13 protein-coding genes, 1 tRNA gene and 2 pseudogenes are annotated in these 14512 nt (G+C 69.0%); 6 read left to right on the top strand and 10 right to left on the bottom strand.

What is annotated here, in order from left to right; genetic code table 11:
* Positions 1-21: 21 nt before the first annotated feature.
* The 4 genes from ACZ4LX_RS26370 to ACZ4LX_RS26355 form a co-directional block, all read right to left on the bottom strand.
* On the bottom strand, positions 22-852 hold the full coding sequence (locus tag ACZ4LX_RS26370; protein ID WP_467649454.1) for an MBL fold metallo-hydrolase: 831 nt from the start codon (positions 850-852) through the stop codon (positions 22-24).
* The gene (locus ACZ4LX_RS26365; protein WP_467649455.1) at positions 849-1742 is read right to left on the bottom strand and encodes an NUDIX hydrolase; all 894 of its coding nucleotides are present in this window, start codon (positions 1740-1742) and stop codon (positions 849-851) included. The genes ACZ4LX_RS26370 and ACZ4LX_RS26365 overlap by 4 nt, the downstream gene beginning before the upstream one ends.
* A 234-nt stretch (positions 1743-1976) precedes the next feature.
* Positions 1977-2441, bottom strand: a complete 465-nt coding sequence (locus ACZ4LX_RS26360) for a RidA family protein (protein ID WP_467649456.1) — start codon at positions 2439-2441, stop codon at positions 1977-1979.
* Positions 2441-2599, bottom strand: coding sequence for a DUF4177 domain-containing protein (locus tag ACZ4LX_RS26355; protein ID WP_003991873.1), 159 nt, complete (start codon positions 2597-2599; stop codon positions 2441-2443). The genes ACZ4LX_RS26360 and ACZ4LX_RS26355 overlap by 1 nt, the downstream gene beginning before the upstream one ends.
* Before the next feature lie 82 nt (positions 2600-2681).
* On the opposite strand from ACZ4LX_RS26355, the gene bagA reads away from it, so the two are divergent.
* Positions 2682-3677 (top strand): ATPase BagA, encoded by a 996-nt coding sequence (gene bagA / locus ACZ4LX_RS26350; protein WP_467649457.1) that lies wholly within the window; start codon positions 2682-2684, stop codon positions 3675-3677.
* Complete coding sequence (bagB, locus tag ACZ4LX_RS26345; RefSeq protein ID WP_467649458.1) at positions 3674-5245, top strand: ATPase BagB; 1572 nt, start codon at positions 3674-3676, stop codon at positions 5243-5245. The genes bagA and bagB overlap by 4 nt, the downstream gene beginning before the upstream one ends.
* Before the next feature lie 39 nt (positions 5246-5284).
* On the opposite strand, the gene ACZ4LX_RS26340 is transcribed toward bagB, so the two are convergent.
* The gene (locus tag ACZ4LX_RS26340; protein WP_018551136.1) at positions 5285-5635 is read right to left on the bottom strand and encodes a WhiB family transcriptional regulator; all 351 of its coding nucleotides are present in this window, start codon (positions 5633-5635) and stop codon (positions 5285-5287) included.
* Positions 5636-6033: 398 nt separating this feature from the next.
* Here ACZ4LX_RS26340 and ACZ4LX_RS26335 point away from each other — a divergent pair, with 398 nt between their 5' ends.
* Positions 6034-8271 (top strand): transglycosylase domain-containing protein, encoded by a 2238-nt coding sequence (locus ACZ4LX_RS26335; protein ID WP_467649459.1) that lies wholly within the window; start codon positions 6034-6036, stop codon positions 8269-8271.
* Positions 8272-8378: 107 nt separating this feature from the next.
* Here the strand turns inward: ACZ4LX_RS26335 and ACZ4LX_RS26330 are convergent, their stop codons facing one another.
* Positions 8379-8843 carry a GatB/YqeY domain-containing protein gene (locus ACZ4LX_RS26330; RefSeq protein ID WP_467649460.1) on the bottom strand — a complete coding sequence of 155 codons (465 nt, stop codon included), beginning with the start codon at positions 8841-8843 and terminating at the stop codon, positions 8379-8381.
* A 79-nt stretch (positions 8844-8922) separates the two neighbouring features.
* Here ACZ4LX_RS26330 and ACZ4LX_RS26325 point away from each other — a divergent pair, with 79 nt between their 5' ends.
* The 3 genes from ACZ4LX_RS26325 to ACZ4LX_RS26315 all read left to right on the top strand — a co-directional run bounded on the left by ACZ4LX_RS26325 (position 8923) and on the right by ACZ4LX_RS26315 (position 11665).
* Complete coding sequence (locus tag ACZ4LX_RS26325; RefSeq protein WP_467649461.1) at positions 8923-9864, top strand: metallophosphoesterase; 942 nt, start codon at positions 8923-8925, stop codon at positions 9862-9864.
* A gap of 95 nt (positions 9865-9959) precedes the next feature.
* A tRNA-Pro gene (locus tag ACZ4LX_RS26320) sits at positions 9960-10033 on the top strand.
* Positions 10034-10264: 231 nt separating this feature from the next.
* Positions 10265-11665 carry a DNA-binding protein gene (locus ACZ4LX_RS26315; protein WP_467649462.1) on the top strand — a complete coding sequence of 467 codons (1401 nt, stop codon included), beginning with the start codon at positions 10265-10267 and terminating at the stop codon, positions 11663-11665.
* 42 nt (positions 11666-11707) lie between these two features.
* Here the strand turns inward: ACZ4LX_RS26315 and metG are convergent, their stop codons facing one another.
* The 4 genes and pseudogenes from metG to ACZ4LX_RS26295 form a co-directional block, all read right to left on the bottom strand.
* Complete coding sequence (gene metG, locus ACZ4LX_RS26310; RefSeq protein WP_467649463.1) at positions 11708-13429, bottom strand: methionine--tRNA ligase; 1722 nt, start codon at positions 13427-13429, stop codon at positions 11708-11710.
* A 429-nt stretch (positions 13430-13858) separates the two neighbouring features.
* Positions 13859-14122 (bottom strand): annotated as a pseudogene (locus ACZ4LX_RS26305) (LacI family transcriptional regulator); the annotation flags it as partial.
* Between the two features lie 35 nt (positions 14123-14157).
* Positions 14158-14361, bottom strand: coding sequence for an integrase core domain-containing protein (locus ACZ4LX_RS26300; RefSeq protein ID WP_467649464.1), 204 nt, complete (start codon positions 14359-14361; stop codon positions 14158-14160).
* Positions 14362-14383: 22 nt separating this feature from the next.
* A pseudogene (locus ACZ4LX_RS26295) lies at positions 14384-14512 on the bottom strand (IS110 family transposase); the annotation flags it as partial.

Raw genomic sequence — 14512 nt, 5'->3', positions numbered from 1 at the left:
GCGCCGTCCGGATACCGGCTGTCAGATCAGCCCGTGCTCACGCAGATACTCCAGCTGCGCCCGTACCGACAGCTCCGCCGCCGGCCACAGGGAGCGGTCCACATCCGCGTACACATGCGCCACCACCTGGGACGACGTCAGGTATCCGGACTCCACCGCCGTCTCGATCTGGGCCAGTCGGTGCGCACGGTGCGCCAGGTAGAACTCGACCGCACCCTGCGCGTCGTCCAGCACCGGACCGTGACCCGGCAGCACCGTGTGGACTCCGTCGTCGACCGTCAGCGAGCGCAGCCGCCGCAGCGAGTCGAGGTAGTCACCCAGCCGCCCGTCCGGGTGCGCCACCAGCGTCGTCCCGCGCCCGAGGACCGTGTCCCCCGTCAGCACCGCACGGTCGGCCGGCAGATGGAAGGAGAGCGAGTCCGCGGTGTGGCCCGGGGTGGGCACCACGTACATCTCCAGCCCACCGGTCGTGATCACGTCCCCCGTGCCCAGCCCCTCGTCACCGAGACGCAGCTCCGGGTCCAGGGCCCGCACCTTCGTACGGGTCAGCTCGGCGAACCTGACCGCGCCCTCCGCGTGGTCGGGGTGGCCGTGGGTGAGGAGCGTGAGCGCGATACGGCGCCCCGCCCGCTCGGCGGTGTCGATGACGGCCCGCAGATGCGCTTCGTCCAGCGGCCCCGGGTCGATGACCACCGCGAGATCCGAGTCCGGCTCGGCGACGATCCAGGTGTTGGTGCCGTCCAGCGTCATCGCCGAGGCGTTGGGCGCGAGGACGTTGACCGTACGGGTCGTGGCCGGACCGGACAGCACCCCGCCGCGCGGCTGTCCGGGCAGTGCCGCGGCCTCGCTCATGCGGAACCACCGCCCGTACCGCCCGTGGGAAGGCGCTTGGTGAACTCCTCGTGCCCCGGCCAGCTCAGCACCAGCTCGTCGCCCTCCAGACGGGCCTGTGCCAGTACGGGGGTGAGGTCCTGGCCCGATGCGGCCTCCAGTGCCTGTGCGGCGGTGGCGTACGGCCTGAGCGCGCGCAGCGTGGCGATGGTCGGTGGCATCATCGTCAGCTCCCCCCGGTCGTATCCGTCGGCGGCCTCGCCCGGACCGATCCACACCGTGCGGTCGGCCTCCGTCGAGGCGTTGCGGGTGCGCTGACCCGCCGGGAGCGCGGCGACGAAGAACCACGTGTCATAACGGCGCGGTTCGAACTCCGGCGTGATCCAGCGCGCCCACGCGCCGAGCAGGTCCGAACGCAGCACCAGCCCCCGCCGGTCGAGGAACTCCGCGAACGACAGTTCCCGCGCGACCAGGGCCTCGCGGTCGGCCTCCCAGTCCGCGCCGGTGGTGTCCGTGACGACCGTGCCGGCGGTCGGGCCCGCGAGCAGGACGCCCGCCTCCTCGTAGGTCTCACGGACCGCCGCGCAGACGATCGCCTGCGCCTCGGCCGGTGTGCCGGCACCGAGCCGCCGCGCCCAGCTCTCCAGCGAGGGTCCGGCCCAGCCGACGAGCCGGTCGTCGTCACGCGGGTCGACGCCGCCACCCGGATAGGCGTACGCCCCGGCGGCAAAGGCCATCGAGGTGCGCCGGCGCAGCATGTGGACCGCCGGACCGCCCCCGGTCCCCTCGGCGGCGTCCCGGAGCAGCATCACGGTGGCGGCCCGCCTGGGGGCGGCGGCCGTCAGTTCGCCTGCGGCGAGGGCGCGGATCCGGTCGGGCCATTCCGGTGGGTACCACTGACCATGGGACATGGCCGGAGGCTATCCGGAACCGCGCCGATGTTCGAGGGGCACGGTGGTCCGTACATGCCCCGCACGCAGAAGATCCCGCCCGGTCATGGCGACCGGACGGGATCGCGGCTCCCCGGCGCCGAACGCCGGTCACGGTTCGACGGGGTGCGCGCGCCGCGGACCCCGCGAGCCCCGGTGCGAGCCGGGAACTCGGGGACGTGCGCGCCGGACCCCGCGAGCCGGGCGGGACAGCCCTCAGTCCAGCTCGACCTGGACCTCGACCTCGACCGGCGCGTCCAGGGGCAGCACCGCGACGCCGACCGCGCTGCGGGCGTGCACTCCCTTGTCGCCGAGCACCGCGCCGAGCAGTTCGCTCGCCCCGTTGATCACGGCGGGCTGGCCGGTGAAGTCCGCGGCCGAGGCGACGAAGCCGACGACCTTCACGACACGGGCGATCCGGTCCAGGTCGCCCGCGACCGACTTCACGGCGGCCAGCGCGTTGAGCGCGCAGGTCTTCGCCAGCTCCTTCGCCTCGTCGGGCGTGACCTCGGCGCCGACCTTGCCGGTGACGGCGAGCTTGCCGTCCACCATCGGCAGCTGGCCCGAGGTGTACACGTACACCCCGGACCGCACGGCCGGCTGGTACGAGGCGAGCGGCGGCACGACGTCCGGCAGGGCCAGCCCGAGTTCGGCGAGCTTCGCCTCGACGGCGCCCGCCACTACTGCTTCTCCCGCTTCAGGTAGGCCACGAGCTGCTCGGGGTTGTTCGGGCCGGGAACGACCTGGACCAGCTCCCAGCCGTCCTCGCCCCAGGTGTCCAGAATCTGCTTGGTCGCGTGCACGAGAAGGGGCACGGTCGCGTATTCCCACTTGGTCATGGCCCGACTGTAATGCCTGGGCAATCCCTGGCACGCGCAGCCTCGTGCGTAGCCTGCGGCGCGACTGGTTAGGCTCGAATACGTGAGCAGGTTCCAGGTCGTCAGCGGCAAGGGCGGTACCGGTAAGACCACGGTCGCCGCCGCCCTCGCGCTCGCCCTCGCGACCGAGGGCAGGCGCACCCTCCTCGTCGAGGTCGAGGGCAGACAGGGCATCGCCCAGCTCTTCGAGGCGGATGCGCTCCCCTACGAGGAGCGCAAGATCGCCGTCGCGCCGGGCGGCGGAGAGGTGTACGCCCTGGCGATCGACGCCGAGCGTGCCCTCCTCGACTACCTCCAGATGTTCTACAAGCTCGGCAGCGCGGGCCGGGCCCTGAAGAAACTCGGCGCGATCGACTTCGCCACCACCATCGCGCCCGGTGTCCGGGACGTCCTGCTGACGGGCAAGGCCTGCGAGGCGGTGCGCCGCAAGGACAAGCGGAATCGGTTCGTCTACGACTACGTGATCATGGACGCCCCTCCGACCGGCCGCATCACCCGCTTCCTCAATGTGAACGACGAGGTGGCGGGGCTGGCCCGGATCGGCCCGATACACAATCAGGCGCAGGCCGTGATGAGGGTGCTGAAGTCTCCCGAGACCGCAGTACATCTGGTGACCCTGCTGGAAGAGATGCCGGTCCAGGAGACCGCCGACGGCATCGCGGAACTGCGGGCCGCCGAACTGCCGGTGGGCCGCGTCATCGTGAACATGGTGCGCCCGCACCTGCTGGACGAGGACGCGCTGCGCACCGCCGCGGGAGGGCGGCGCAAGGAGATCGCCAAGACGCTCACCCGGGCGGGCGTGACCGGCTCGGCCGCGCTCGTGCGCCCCCTGATCGCGCAGGCGGCCGAGCACGCCCAGCGGGTGGAGCTGGAGCGTGAGCAGCGCGCCGTGCTGGCGGGACTCGGAGTGCCGGGGTACGAACTCCCGCTGATCGGCGAGGGCATGGATCCGGCCGGGCTGTACGAGCTGGCGATGGAGCTGCGCAAGCAGGGCGCGGGCGAGGGCGAGGGCGCGGCGGAACAAGGGGTGGGCTCATGACATCGGACACGGATGCCGGCAGGGATTCCGGTACGCATGCCGGTAAGGACGCGGGCGCGGAATCCGGCACCGGATCGGCGGGGGGCTCGGCCGCGGCCCCGCCGCTGGACACCGACTCCCTGCTCGACGACCCGGACATCCGCATCGTCGTGTGCTGCGGCTCGGGCGGCGTCGGCAAGACGACGACCGCGGCGGCCCTCGGCGTACGCGCGGCCGAGCGCGGCCGCAAGGTCGTCGTGCTCACCATCGACCCGGCACGCAGGCTCGCCCAGTCCATGGGCATCGACTCCCTGGACAACACCCCCCGCCGGGTGAAGGGCGTCGGCACCGAGGGCGCCGGTGAGCTGCACGCCATGATGCTCGACATGAAGCGGACCTTCGACGAGATCGTCGAGGCGCACGCGGAGGGTGAACGGGCGCGCGCGATCCTGGAGAACCCCTTCTACCAGTCCCTGTCGGCCGGTTTCGCGGGCACGCAGGAGTACATGGCGATGGAGAAACTCGGCCAGCTGCGGGCGCGCGACGAGTGGGACCTGATCGTCGTCGACACCCCGCCGTCGCGATCCGCGCTGGATTTCCTGGACGCGCCGAAGCGGCTGGGCTCGTTCCTGGACGGCAAGTTCATCAAGCTGCTGATGGCCCCGGCGAAAATGGGCGGCCGGGCCGGCATGAAGTTCCTCAACGTGGGCATGTCGATGATGACCGGGACGCTGGGCAAGCTGCTCGGCGGCCAGTTCCTGCGCGATGTGCAGACCTTCGTCGCCGCGATGGACACCATGTTCGGCGGGTTCCGCACCCGCGCCGATGCCACGTACAAGCTCCTCCAGGCGCCGGGCACGGCGTTCCTCGTCGTCGCGACACCGGAGCGGGACGCGCTCCGCGAAGCGGCGTACTTCGTGGAGCGGCTGGCCGCGGAGGACATGCCGCTGGCGGGTCTGGTGCTCAACCGGGTCCACGGCAGTGATGCCGCCCGGCTCTCCGCGGAGCGTGCGCTGGCTGCCGCAGAAAATCTTGACGCCGACGGCATTGTGGATCAGAGGGCCGGGAAGGCTGGACTTCGTGAGCCCGCCGAATCCCCCGCGGCCGGTTCCGCACAGCCCCCGGACACCGCAGGAGTCACCACCCCAGAACCGTCCGAGCATGCCTCGGAAAACGAGCCCGCCGACATCCCGGACGCGCAAGCCGACGTCCGTACGGATGCCGCGCCCACGGACGACTCGACAGCAGGCACCTCGACAACAGACGCCGCCGTGATCGCAGACGCCGCGACAACAGGCGCCGCAACGGCAGACACCATGACAATAGGCGCCGTGACAACAGGAGCCGTGACAACAGACACCGCGACAGCAGACATCATGACGGTCGAACAGCTGACAGCCGGCCTGCTGCGTCTGCATGGCGAACGGATGCAGGTGGTCGCGCGCGAGCAGCGCACCCGCGACCGCTTCTCCGCACTGCATCCCGAGGTAGCGGTGACCGCGGTGGCCGCGCTGCCCGGAGATGTCCATGACCTGGCGGGGCTCCGAGCCATCGGGGACCGGCTCGCAACCGGTTCCGCCTCGGCCTGAGCCGCGCAGTCACTCCGTCGTCCGGTCTGCCGCCCGGGTCTACCCCACGGCGGCGAACGTCTCGTGCAGTTCGTCGTCCTCCAGCCCGATCGCCACAGGCAGGATGCCCGTGGACCGCTCGTACTCGCTGCGTGCGGTCTCAAGCAGCCGCCGCCAGGACGTGACCGTCGGGCGCCGGCGCAGCAGTGCGCGGCGCTCCCGCTCGGTCATTCCGCCCCACACGCCGAATTCGACGCGATTGTCCAGCGCATCGGCCAGGCACTCGGTCCGCACCGGGCATCCGGTGCACACCGCCTTGGCTCTGTTCTGCGCTGCCCCTTGTACGAACAGTTCATCCGGATCGGTAGTGCGGCAGGCTGCCTGCGCACTCCAGTCGGTTACCCAGCCCATCCCGGCGCCGTCCTCTCCCGAATCGAGGCTCCCCCACGGCGACAGCGGCATATTCACCGCTGCCAGTTGAGGACGTTACGGAAGGTGGCGACAGCACAACACCCCCTTCGGGCCCAATCTTGAATGGCCCGAACGGACTATGCGTATGCGGCAGATCACCCAGAGGAGTGAGGTGAGGACATGTGCGACTATCCCAGCAGAATCGGGACAGACCACCTGGGTCACAACGGATATTCAATGACACACGAGGCGATTTCGGGAGCGCCTGAACGCGTGGTCGGGTCATACGCAGGGCGGTGCAAGGGGGTTGATACAAAACCGGACTGCTGTGACAGTTGAGAGCAGCTTAGGCCAAGGCATATACGTGTGTCCGGCGAATGAGAACGTAGGCTGCCCCCATGCCAAAGAAGCGCTCGGGCGGGGGTCTCTCGACGACCCAGCAGGCCGCCAAGTTCCTCGGTGTCGCCGCACTCTCCGGAGTGGTCCTGGCGGGCATCGCGCTGCCGGCCGCCGGAGCACTGGGTCTCGCCGCCAAGGGGACGGTCGACGGGTTCGACGAGATCCCGGCCAACCTGAAGACTCCGCCGCTGAGCCAGCGCACCACGATTCTGGACAACCAGGGCGGCCAGATCGCCACGGTGTACTCACGGGACCGCACCGTGGTGCCGCTGACGAAGATGTCCCCCTACATGCAGAAGGCGATCATCGCGATCGAGGACGCGCGCTTCTACGAGCACGGCGCGGTCGACCTCAAGGGCATCCTGCGCGCGATGAACCGCAACGTACAGGCGGGCGGGACGGCGCAGGGCGCTTCGACCCTCACCCAGCAGTACGTGAAGAACGTCTTCGTCGAGGAGGCGGGCGACGACCCGACCAAGGTCGCGCAGGCCACCCAGCAGACGCTGGGCCGCAAGGTCCAGGAGCTGAAATACGCGATCCAGGTCGAGGAAGAGCTCGGCAAGAAGAAGATCCTGGAGAACTACCTCAACATCACCTTCTTCGGCCAGCAGGCGTACGGCGTCGAGGCGGCCTCCCAGCGCTACTTCTCCAAGCACGCGAAGGACCTGAAGCTGGAGGAGGCGGCGATGCTGGCCGGCATCGTGCAGTCGCCCAGCCGCTACGACCCCGTGAACGACACGGAGGAGGCGACCAAGCGTCGCAACACCGTGATCCAGCGGATGGCCGACGTCGGGGACATCTCGCAGGAGGAGGCCGACAAGGCCAAGGCGAACCCGATCAAGCTGAAGGTGAAGCGGCCGAAGAACGGCTGCATCACCGCGGTCAGCGGATCGGGCTTCTTCTGCGACTACGTCCGCGAGATCGTCACGAGCGACCCGGCGTTCGGCAAGACCGCGAAGGACCGGGCCAAGCTCTGGGCGACCGGCGGGCTGACCATCAAGACGACCCTGGACCCGCGCTCCCAGGCTTCCTCCAACGAAGCGGCGACCTCACGGGTCAACGAGACCGACAAGGTCGCGGCCTCGGTCGTCCAGGTCCAGCCGGGCACCGGCCAGATCCTGGCCATGGCGCAGTCCCGTCCCTACGGGCTGGACGCGTCCAAGCACCAGACCGTGATGAACCTCTCCGTCGACCACAAGATGGGCGGCACCAGCTTCGGCTTCCAGGTCGGGTCGACCTTCAAGCCGATCACCGCCGCGGCAGCGCTGGAGAAGGGCATCAGTCCGGCGCAGAGCTTCGACACCCCCCACGAGATCTCCCTGCCCGGCGAGAGCTTCCGCACCTGCGAGAACCAGCCGGCGGACGACAAGCCGTGGGAGGTGGAGAACGAGCTGGAGGAGGAGAAGGGCCACTTCGACATGACCAGCGCGTTGGGCAAGTCCATCAACACCTACTTCGCGAAGCTGGAGCAGCAGACGGGCCTCTGCGAGACGCTCGCGATGGCGAAGAAGGTCGGCTACCAGCGCGGCGACAACAAGCCGCTGTGGCAGGTCGCCAACACCACACTCGGCGGCCAGGAGTCGACGCCGCTGGCGATGGCCTCGGTCTACGCGACGTTCGCCAACCGGGGCACGTACTGCTCCCCGGTCGCGATCCTCTCGGTGACCAAGCCGGACGGCAAGCAGATCGACGTACCGAAGTCGACGTGCGACCGGGCCATGAGCGAGCACACGGCCGACACCATCAACCAGATGCTCAAGGGCGTCGTCGCGGACGGCACCGGAAAGTCGGCCGGCCTCAGCGACCGTGACAACGCGGGCAAGACCGGTACGACCGACGAGCGCATCAACGCCTGGTTCGTCGGCTACACGCCGAACCTGTCCACAGCGGTGTGGGTCGGTAGCGACGGCGCCCACCAGATCCCGATGAGCAACATCAACATCGGCGGGCAGTACTACGAGGACGTCTGTGGCGGCTGTCTGCCCGGTCCGATCTGGAAGACGGCGATGACCGGCTCCCTCGACGCCTCCGAGACCCCGGCCTTCAACCCGGTCGACGTACCTAGGTCGAAGCCGAAGGAAGACAAGGACAAGAACAAGGACAAGAACAAGCCGGGCGAGGGCGACGCCAAGCCCGGCAACGACAGCCCCTTCCCCGGCATCAGCATTCCGCCGGACCTGAGCGGCGGGAACGACGGCAACGGCCGCGGCCGGAACGGCGGAACCAACGGCCCCTGACCTGCCCGTCCCCGCTGACGCCGGACATGAAGGTGGGGCGCCCCCGATCCGGGGGCGCCCCACCTTCATGTCCGCACCTTCATGTCCGCCCGCGGGACCGCGCGGCCTCAGCCCGCGAGGAGCTTCTTCACCGCGGCGGCCACCCGGCCGCCCTCGGCGCGACCCGCGACCTTCGGGTTCACGATCTTCATGACGGCGCCCATGGCGCGCGGCCCCTCGGCCCCGGCGGACTTCGCCTCATCGACGGCGGACGCCACGATCGCGGTCAGCTCGTCGTCGCTCAGCTGCTGCGGAAGGTAGGCGTCGAGCAGCTCGCCCTCCTTCTTCTCCCGCTCGGCCTGCTCGGTCCGGCCGCCCTTGGCGAAGGCCTCGGCCGCCTCGCGGCGCTTCTTGGCCTCCTTGGCGATCACCTTCCGCACCTCGTCGTCGGAGAGTTCGCGGGCCGTCTTTCCGCCGACCTCCTCCTTGGTGATCGCGGTGAGGGTCAGCCGGAGCGTGGACGAGGTCAGCTCGTCGCGCGCCTTCATGGCCGTGGTGAGGTCTTCCTTGAGCTTGGACTTGAGCGTGGTCATGGGGTGATTGTGGCAGGTGCGGGGCGTCCGCCGCCCGCCGGTTTTCCTGTGGACACACACCGTCTGCGACGATGGGCCCATGCGCGCACGCTACGGAGTACCCCTGAAAATCACGGCGGTCACCGCCGCGGCCGGCGCCGCCGGTCTCGCCTACGCGGCCGGATTCGAGGCCCGCTCGTTCCGCCTGCGAAGGATCACCGTCCCCGTACTCCCGCACGGGGCGCGCCCGTTGCGCGTCCTTCAGGTCTCCGACGTCCACATGGTCAGCGGCCAGCGCAAGAAGCGCGCCTGGCTGCAGTCCCTGGCCGGACTGCGCCCGGACTTCGTCGTGAACACCGGCGACAACCTCTCCGATCCGGAGGCCGTACCCGAGCTGCTCGACGCGCTCGGTCCGCTGATGGAGTTCCCGGGTGTGTACGTGTTCGGCTCCAACGACTACTACGGCCCGAAGCTCCGTAACCCCGCCCGGTACCTCTTCGAGAAAGCCGCGGGCAAGCACGGACTCAACGGAAACACCCCGGCGGTCGGCGTCGTCCACAACCCGTGGGAGCCGATGCGCGACGCCTTCGACGACGCGGGCTGGCTGAATCTGTCCAACACGCGCGGCCGCCTGAAGCTCGACGGCCTGGAGCTGGCCTTCACCGGCCTCGACGACCCGCACATCCGGCGTGACCGCTACGCCGAGGTATCGGGCGGCCCCGAGACGGGCGCCGACCTCTCCATCGGCGTGGTCCACGCCCCCTACCTGCGCTCCCTCGACGCCTTCACCTCGGACGGCTACCCGCTGATCCTGGCCGGCCACACCCACGGCGGCCAGCTGTGCATTCCCTTCTACGGCGCCCTGGTCACCAACTGCGACCTGGACACGGACCGTGTGAAGGGCCTCTCCAGCCACACGGCCGGGGGCCACCGCGCCTACCTCCACGTCTCGGCCGGCTGCGGCACCAACCGCTACACCCCGGTCCGGTTCGCCTGCCCTCCGGAGGCGACCCTGCTGACTCTGACGGCTCGGGACGTGTGACCGAGGGTGCACGGTTGATCAGCGCAAAAAGCGGATTTCGTCTCCGGGCGGCAGTGGGCTAAAGTAATCGATGTCGCCGGGAGACCGGCGGCGATCGGGGTGTAGCGCAGCTTGGCAGCGCGCTTCGTTCGGGACGAAGAGGTCGTGGGTTCAAATCCCGCCACCCCGACAGCCGTAAGACCAGGTCAGGGGCCTGATCCACTTAGTGGATCAGGCCCCTGAGTGGTTTCCGGGGGCGTCTTGGGAGCCGTTTGGGAGCCGATCTCGGAATCCGGCTCCCCGTTGGCTCCCGCAGCGGTTAGGCGTTCGATCATTCGGCGAGATAGCCCTCGTAACGGGACCCCGCCCACGTACGCTCTGGTCGTCCGACGCACCGCGCCGGGCGCACGAGGGGGGCACCGTGGATCATCTCTTCACTGTCGACAACCGGACGGCCACGCCGATATCGCGGACCGGGCTCGCCGCCGAGGGCCTGCTGGAGCGGCAGCATCTCCAGGAGTGGGTGATCGCCCATCCTCAGGTGCTCGGGGAGTCGGTGCTCGTGATCACCGCGGAGTACGACCGGTGGGCCGACACCGGTGGGGTTCCGGCCCGCGACCGGCTGGACGTGCTCGGATTGGATGCGACCGGGCGCCTCGTCGTAGTCGAGCTGAAGCGGGGGACGGCCGACCGGGACGTGCATCTCCAGGCGATCACCTACGCCGCCCTGGTGTCCCGCTTCGACCTCGACACCCTCGCCCAGGCGCACCGTGGCTTCCTGTCGCGCAGGGGGCAGGCCCTCGACATCGACGCGTGCAGGCAGCGGCTGCTCGACCACGTTGACGGGGAGTGGAGCCCGGAACTGCTCCAGCGGCCCCGACAGGTGATCATCGCAGCCGACTTCCCCAAGCAGGTCACCCACTCCGTGGTCTGGCTCTCGGAGATGGGCATCGACATCGACCTCGTCCAGGTCGGCCTGTGGCGGGTTGAGGGCAGCCTCGTCGCCGGGTTCACCAAGGTCTATCCGACGCCGGAGGTCGAGGAGTTCACGCTCACCCCGGCCCGGGTCGAAGGCGAGGCGGCTGCCAAGAAGTTGCAGGAACGCTCGCGTTCACGCAACGCCGTCCATGTCCTCATCGGTGCGGGTCTGCTGCCCGACGGGACCAGGCTGCTGATGACACCGCGCCACGGCGTGACGGAGGCCATCCGCACCGAGATCCGGTCATGGGTCGCGCAGAACACCGCCCGAGGTATCGCCACTTGGACCAATGACACCGCCAAGCCACTGGTCTGGGACGCTGACGGAGCCTCCTACTCCCCTACCGGCCTCGCCAACCACATCTTCACGAGCGTGACCGGACGCAGCGTGGACGGCATACAGGGAACGACGTGGTGGGACGTGGACACCACCCAGGTGCCCGCCGACATCGACCCCGAAGCATGGGCCACGCTGGCAGGATCCGACCTCACCGCTCTGGCCAGGCAGCTCAGAGGGACCCGCAAGGACTGGACCGGGCTGCACACTCTGCTGAGCGAAGTCCCGAGCGGACGGTGGACCACCTACGGGGACCTGGCGACGGTGGTCGGGAGCCATGCCGTCCCCATAGGCCAGCACCTCAGTACCTGCGGCCGATGCCCCAACCCCTGGCGCGTTCTCACGGCCGCGGGGAAGGTCAGCTCCGGATTCCGATGGCCTGATCCCTCGCGCACGGACAGTGCCCTGTCCGTGCTGGTCGGGGAAGGCGTGCACTTCGACGGTGGCACCGCAGACCCGGACCAGCGCCTGCACGAGGACGAGCTCCGGCAACTCCTCGACGGCTGAGAGCCCTATGAGGCCCTCAGCCCGCCGTGATCGGGGCCTGCATCAGGCCCCCGCGCCCCCGAAACGCTCCCGGTAGGACTCCAGGTCCTCCGCCGTGATCTTCGCGAAGAGGACCGGCGGGACCGTGAAGGGCGTGCCGGCCGGGACCGAGGCCAGGGCCTTCGTCTCTTCGGGCACCACCCAGGTCGCAGTGTCGGCGGTCAGGGCGAAGGCGCCCCGCATGGCGGCCGCCGAGGCCGGGATGAACGGCTCGGAGACGACCGAGTAGAGGTGGATGAGGTTCATCGCGGTGCGCAGGGTCAGGGCCGCGCCCTCCGGGTCGGTCTTGATCTCCAGCCAGGGGGCCTTCTCCTCCAGGTAGGAGTTGCCCGCCGACCAGAGGGCCCTGAGCGCCGCGCCGGCCTTGCGGTACTGGAGTGTGTCCATGTGCTCCTCGTACTCGGCCAAGAGGCGGGCGATCTCCTCGCCGAGTCGCGTCTCCGCCTCGCCTGCCGCGGTGCCCGCGGGAACCTCGTCGCCGAAGCGCTTGCGGGAGAAGGACAGAACGCGGTTGACGAAGTTCCCGAGAGTGTCGGCCAGGTCCTTGTTGACCGTGGCCGCGAAGTGCTCCCAGGTAAAGGAGGAGTCGTCGGACTCAGGGGCGTTGGCGATCAGGAAATAGCGCCAGTAGTCGGCCGGGAGCGTCTCCAGGGCGGCGTCGGTGAAAATGCCCCGCTTCTGCGAGGTGGAGAACTTGCCGCCGTAGTACGTCAGCCAGTTGAAGCCCTTGACGACGTCGACCTTCTTCCACGGTTCGCGCACGCCGAGCTCGGTGGCGGGGAACATCACCGTGTGGAACGGGACGTTGTCCTTCGCCATGAACTGCGTGTAGCGGACCGTGTCGTCGGCCTCGTACCACCACGACTTCCAGTCGCACCTCTCACCGTTCGGGGAGGAATCCGCCCACTCCTTCGTCGCCCCGATGTACTCGATCGGGGCGTCGAACCAGACGTAGAAGACCTTGCCCTCGGCCGCCAGCTCCGGCCAGGTGTCCGCCGGGACCGAAACGCCCCAGTCCAAGTCACGAGTGATCGCCCGGTCGTGCAGGCCCTCGGTCAGCCACTTGCGGGCGATGGAGGACGACAGCTGCGGCCAGTCGGCCTCGTGCCGGGACACCCACGCCTCGACCTCGTGCTGGAGCTTCGACTGGAGCAGGAACAGGTGCTTCGTCTCGCGGACCTCCAGCTCCGTGGAGCCGCTGATCGCCGAACGCGGCTCCAGCAGGTCGGTCGGGTCCAGGACACGGGTGCAGTTCTCGCACTGGTCGCCGCGCGCCTTGTCGTAACCGCAGTGCGGACAGGTCCCCTCGACGTACCGGTCGGGGAGGAACCGGCCGTCGACCGGGGAGTACACCTGGCTGATCGACCGCTCCTCGATGAAGCCGTTCTCCCACAGCTTCCGCGCGAAGTGCTGCGTGATCTCGGCGTTCTGCCGCGAGGAGCTGCGGCCGAAGTAGTCGAAGGCCAGCCCGAAGCCGTCGTACACGGCCTTCTGCGCGTCGTGGGCCTGCGCGCAGAACTCCGCCACCGACGTGCCGGCCGCTTTGGCCGCCAGTTCGGCGGGCGTCCCGTGCTCGTCGGTCGCACAGATGTACAGGACGTCGTGGCCGCGCTGGCGGAGGTACCGGGAGTACACATCCGCCGGAAGCATCGACCCGACCATGTTGCCCAGGTGCTTGATCCCGTTGATGTAGGGAAGCGCGCTGGTTACCAGGTGTCGAGCCATCCTTGGATGCTCCATTTCGTACGTTGGGCGCCGGCGGCGGTGCCACGGCGGACCGAGGTCGGGAGGGCGCAGCAGGGGCGACCGCACAGGGGCGCTCAACCGTGTCACGCATGGTGACGGCCAGAGCTGCGAGCCGCCGCAATCGTAGGGCACCCGGGTGCCACTCCGCCGAGTCGTTTACCGTCGGCCGGGCCGTACGGAAACGCGCTCGGCCGTCCGAGACAGGCGGCCAAGCGAGTCTCGGACGGCCGAGGCGGACCTCATATTAGGGCCCGTATGTCCGTGGTTGCGCACCCCTTGTCCTCATGCGAGACCGAAGGGTGATTCATATGATCCGAGTCCGGCAGGCCAGCCGCTCCGGACCGGCGCCACCCTGCGAACAGCGAAGTCCGGGTGACTCTCACCGCCCAGACTTCGCCTCGGTCTGCGCTACCGGCGTACACGCAGGAGGGCATCGAGCACGTGCACGGGCGACGTGGGACACATCGCCAGGCGGGCAGCGAGTGCTGCCTCCCACTGCTCGGTCAGGCCGAGCATGAGGCGCTTGCGCATGCCAGGGGTGACATGGGCATAGCGCGCCGAGACGGAGCCGTCGATGTGTCCCATTCGCTGGTCCATGAGGACCTTCTCGGTGCCGAGGTCCTCCATCACGGTCCTATGGGCGTGGCGCAGTCCGTGAGGGGTGAGGCCCTTGGTGGGCTTTGCCCCGCTACGTAGACATCTGCGACCTATGCAGCCAGATTCGGGCTACGTGATGTGATGGCTTTTCGTTCGAAATCGACTGGGCTGAGCTGACCAAGGGCAGAGTGACGGCGGCGGTTGTTGTACCAAGCAAGCCAGGAAAACACTGCCATCCGGGCTTCTGGGCTATGCCTCCAGCGTTCTCCGTGGAGGAGTTCTCGCTTGATGCTGGCGAAGAAGGATTCCGCCATCGCGTTGACGCTCCTATAGTTGTCAACTCCCCGCAGAGAACGTCCTCGGGGCAGGTCGGATGAGGTGGTAGACCTCGCGGATGACGTAGCGTTTGAGGCAGCGGATGATCTCGCGTTTCGTCTTGCCCTCTGCGGTTCGACGGGTGACGTA

This window comes from Streptomyces sp. NPDC026062, from assembly GCF_055568375.1.
Note: the sequence above shows the minus strand (reverse complement) of the source record. Positions and strands in the feature narration are given on the sequence as shown.

What these genes read in the sequence shown, in the direction of transcription:
- ACZ4LX_RS26340 (WP_018551136.1), bottom strand. Translation starts at nt 5,635, where the DNA reads ATGGGCTGGGTAACCGACTGGAGTGCGCAGGCAGCCTGCCGCACTACC.
- ACZ4LX_RS26300 (WP_467649464.1), bottom strand. Translation starts at nt 14,361, where the DNA reads ATGGCGGAATCCTTCTTCGCCAGCATCAAGCGAGAACTCCTCCACGGA.
- ACZ4LX_RS26370 (WP_467649454.1), bottom strand. Translation starts at nt 852, where the DNA reads ATGAGCGAGGCCGCGGCACTGCCCGGACAGCCGCGCGGCGGGGTGCTG.
- ACZ4LX_RS26325 (WP_467649461.1), top strand. Translation starts at nt 8,923, where the DNA reads ATGCGCGCACGCTACGGAGTACCCCTGAAAATCACGGCGGTCACCGCC.
- ACZ4LX_RS26355 (WP_003991873.1), bottom strand. Translation starts at nt 2,599, where the DNA reads ATGACCAAGTGGGAATACGCGACCGTGCCCCTTCTCGTGCACGCGACC.
- ACZ4LX_RS26335 (WP_467649459.1), top strand. Translation starts at nt 6,034, where the DNA reads ATGCCAAAGAAGCGCTCGGGCGGGGGTCTCTCGACGACCCAGCAGGCC.
- ACZ4LX_RS26365 (WP_467649455.1), bottom strand. Translation starts at nt 1,742, where the DNA reads ATGTCCCATGGTCAGTGGTACCCACCGGAATGGCCCGACCGGATCCGC.
- bagB (WP_467649458.1), top strand. Translation starts at nt 3,674, where the DNA reads ATGACATCGGACACGGATGCCGGCAGGGATTCCGGTACGCATGCCGGT.
- metG (WP_467649463.1), bottom strand. Translation starts at nt 13,429, where the DNA reads ATGGCTCGACACCTGGTAACCAGCGCGCTTCCCTACATCAACGGGATC.
- ACZ4LX_RS26330 (WP_467649460.1), bottom strand. Translation starts at nt 8,843, where the DNA reads ATGACCACGCTCAAGTCCAAGCTCAAGGAAGACCTCACCACGGCCATG.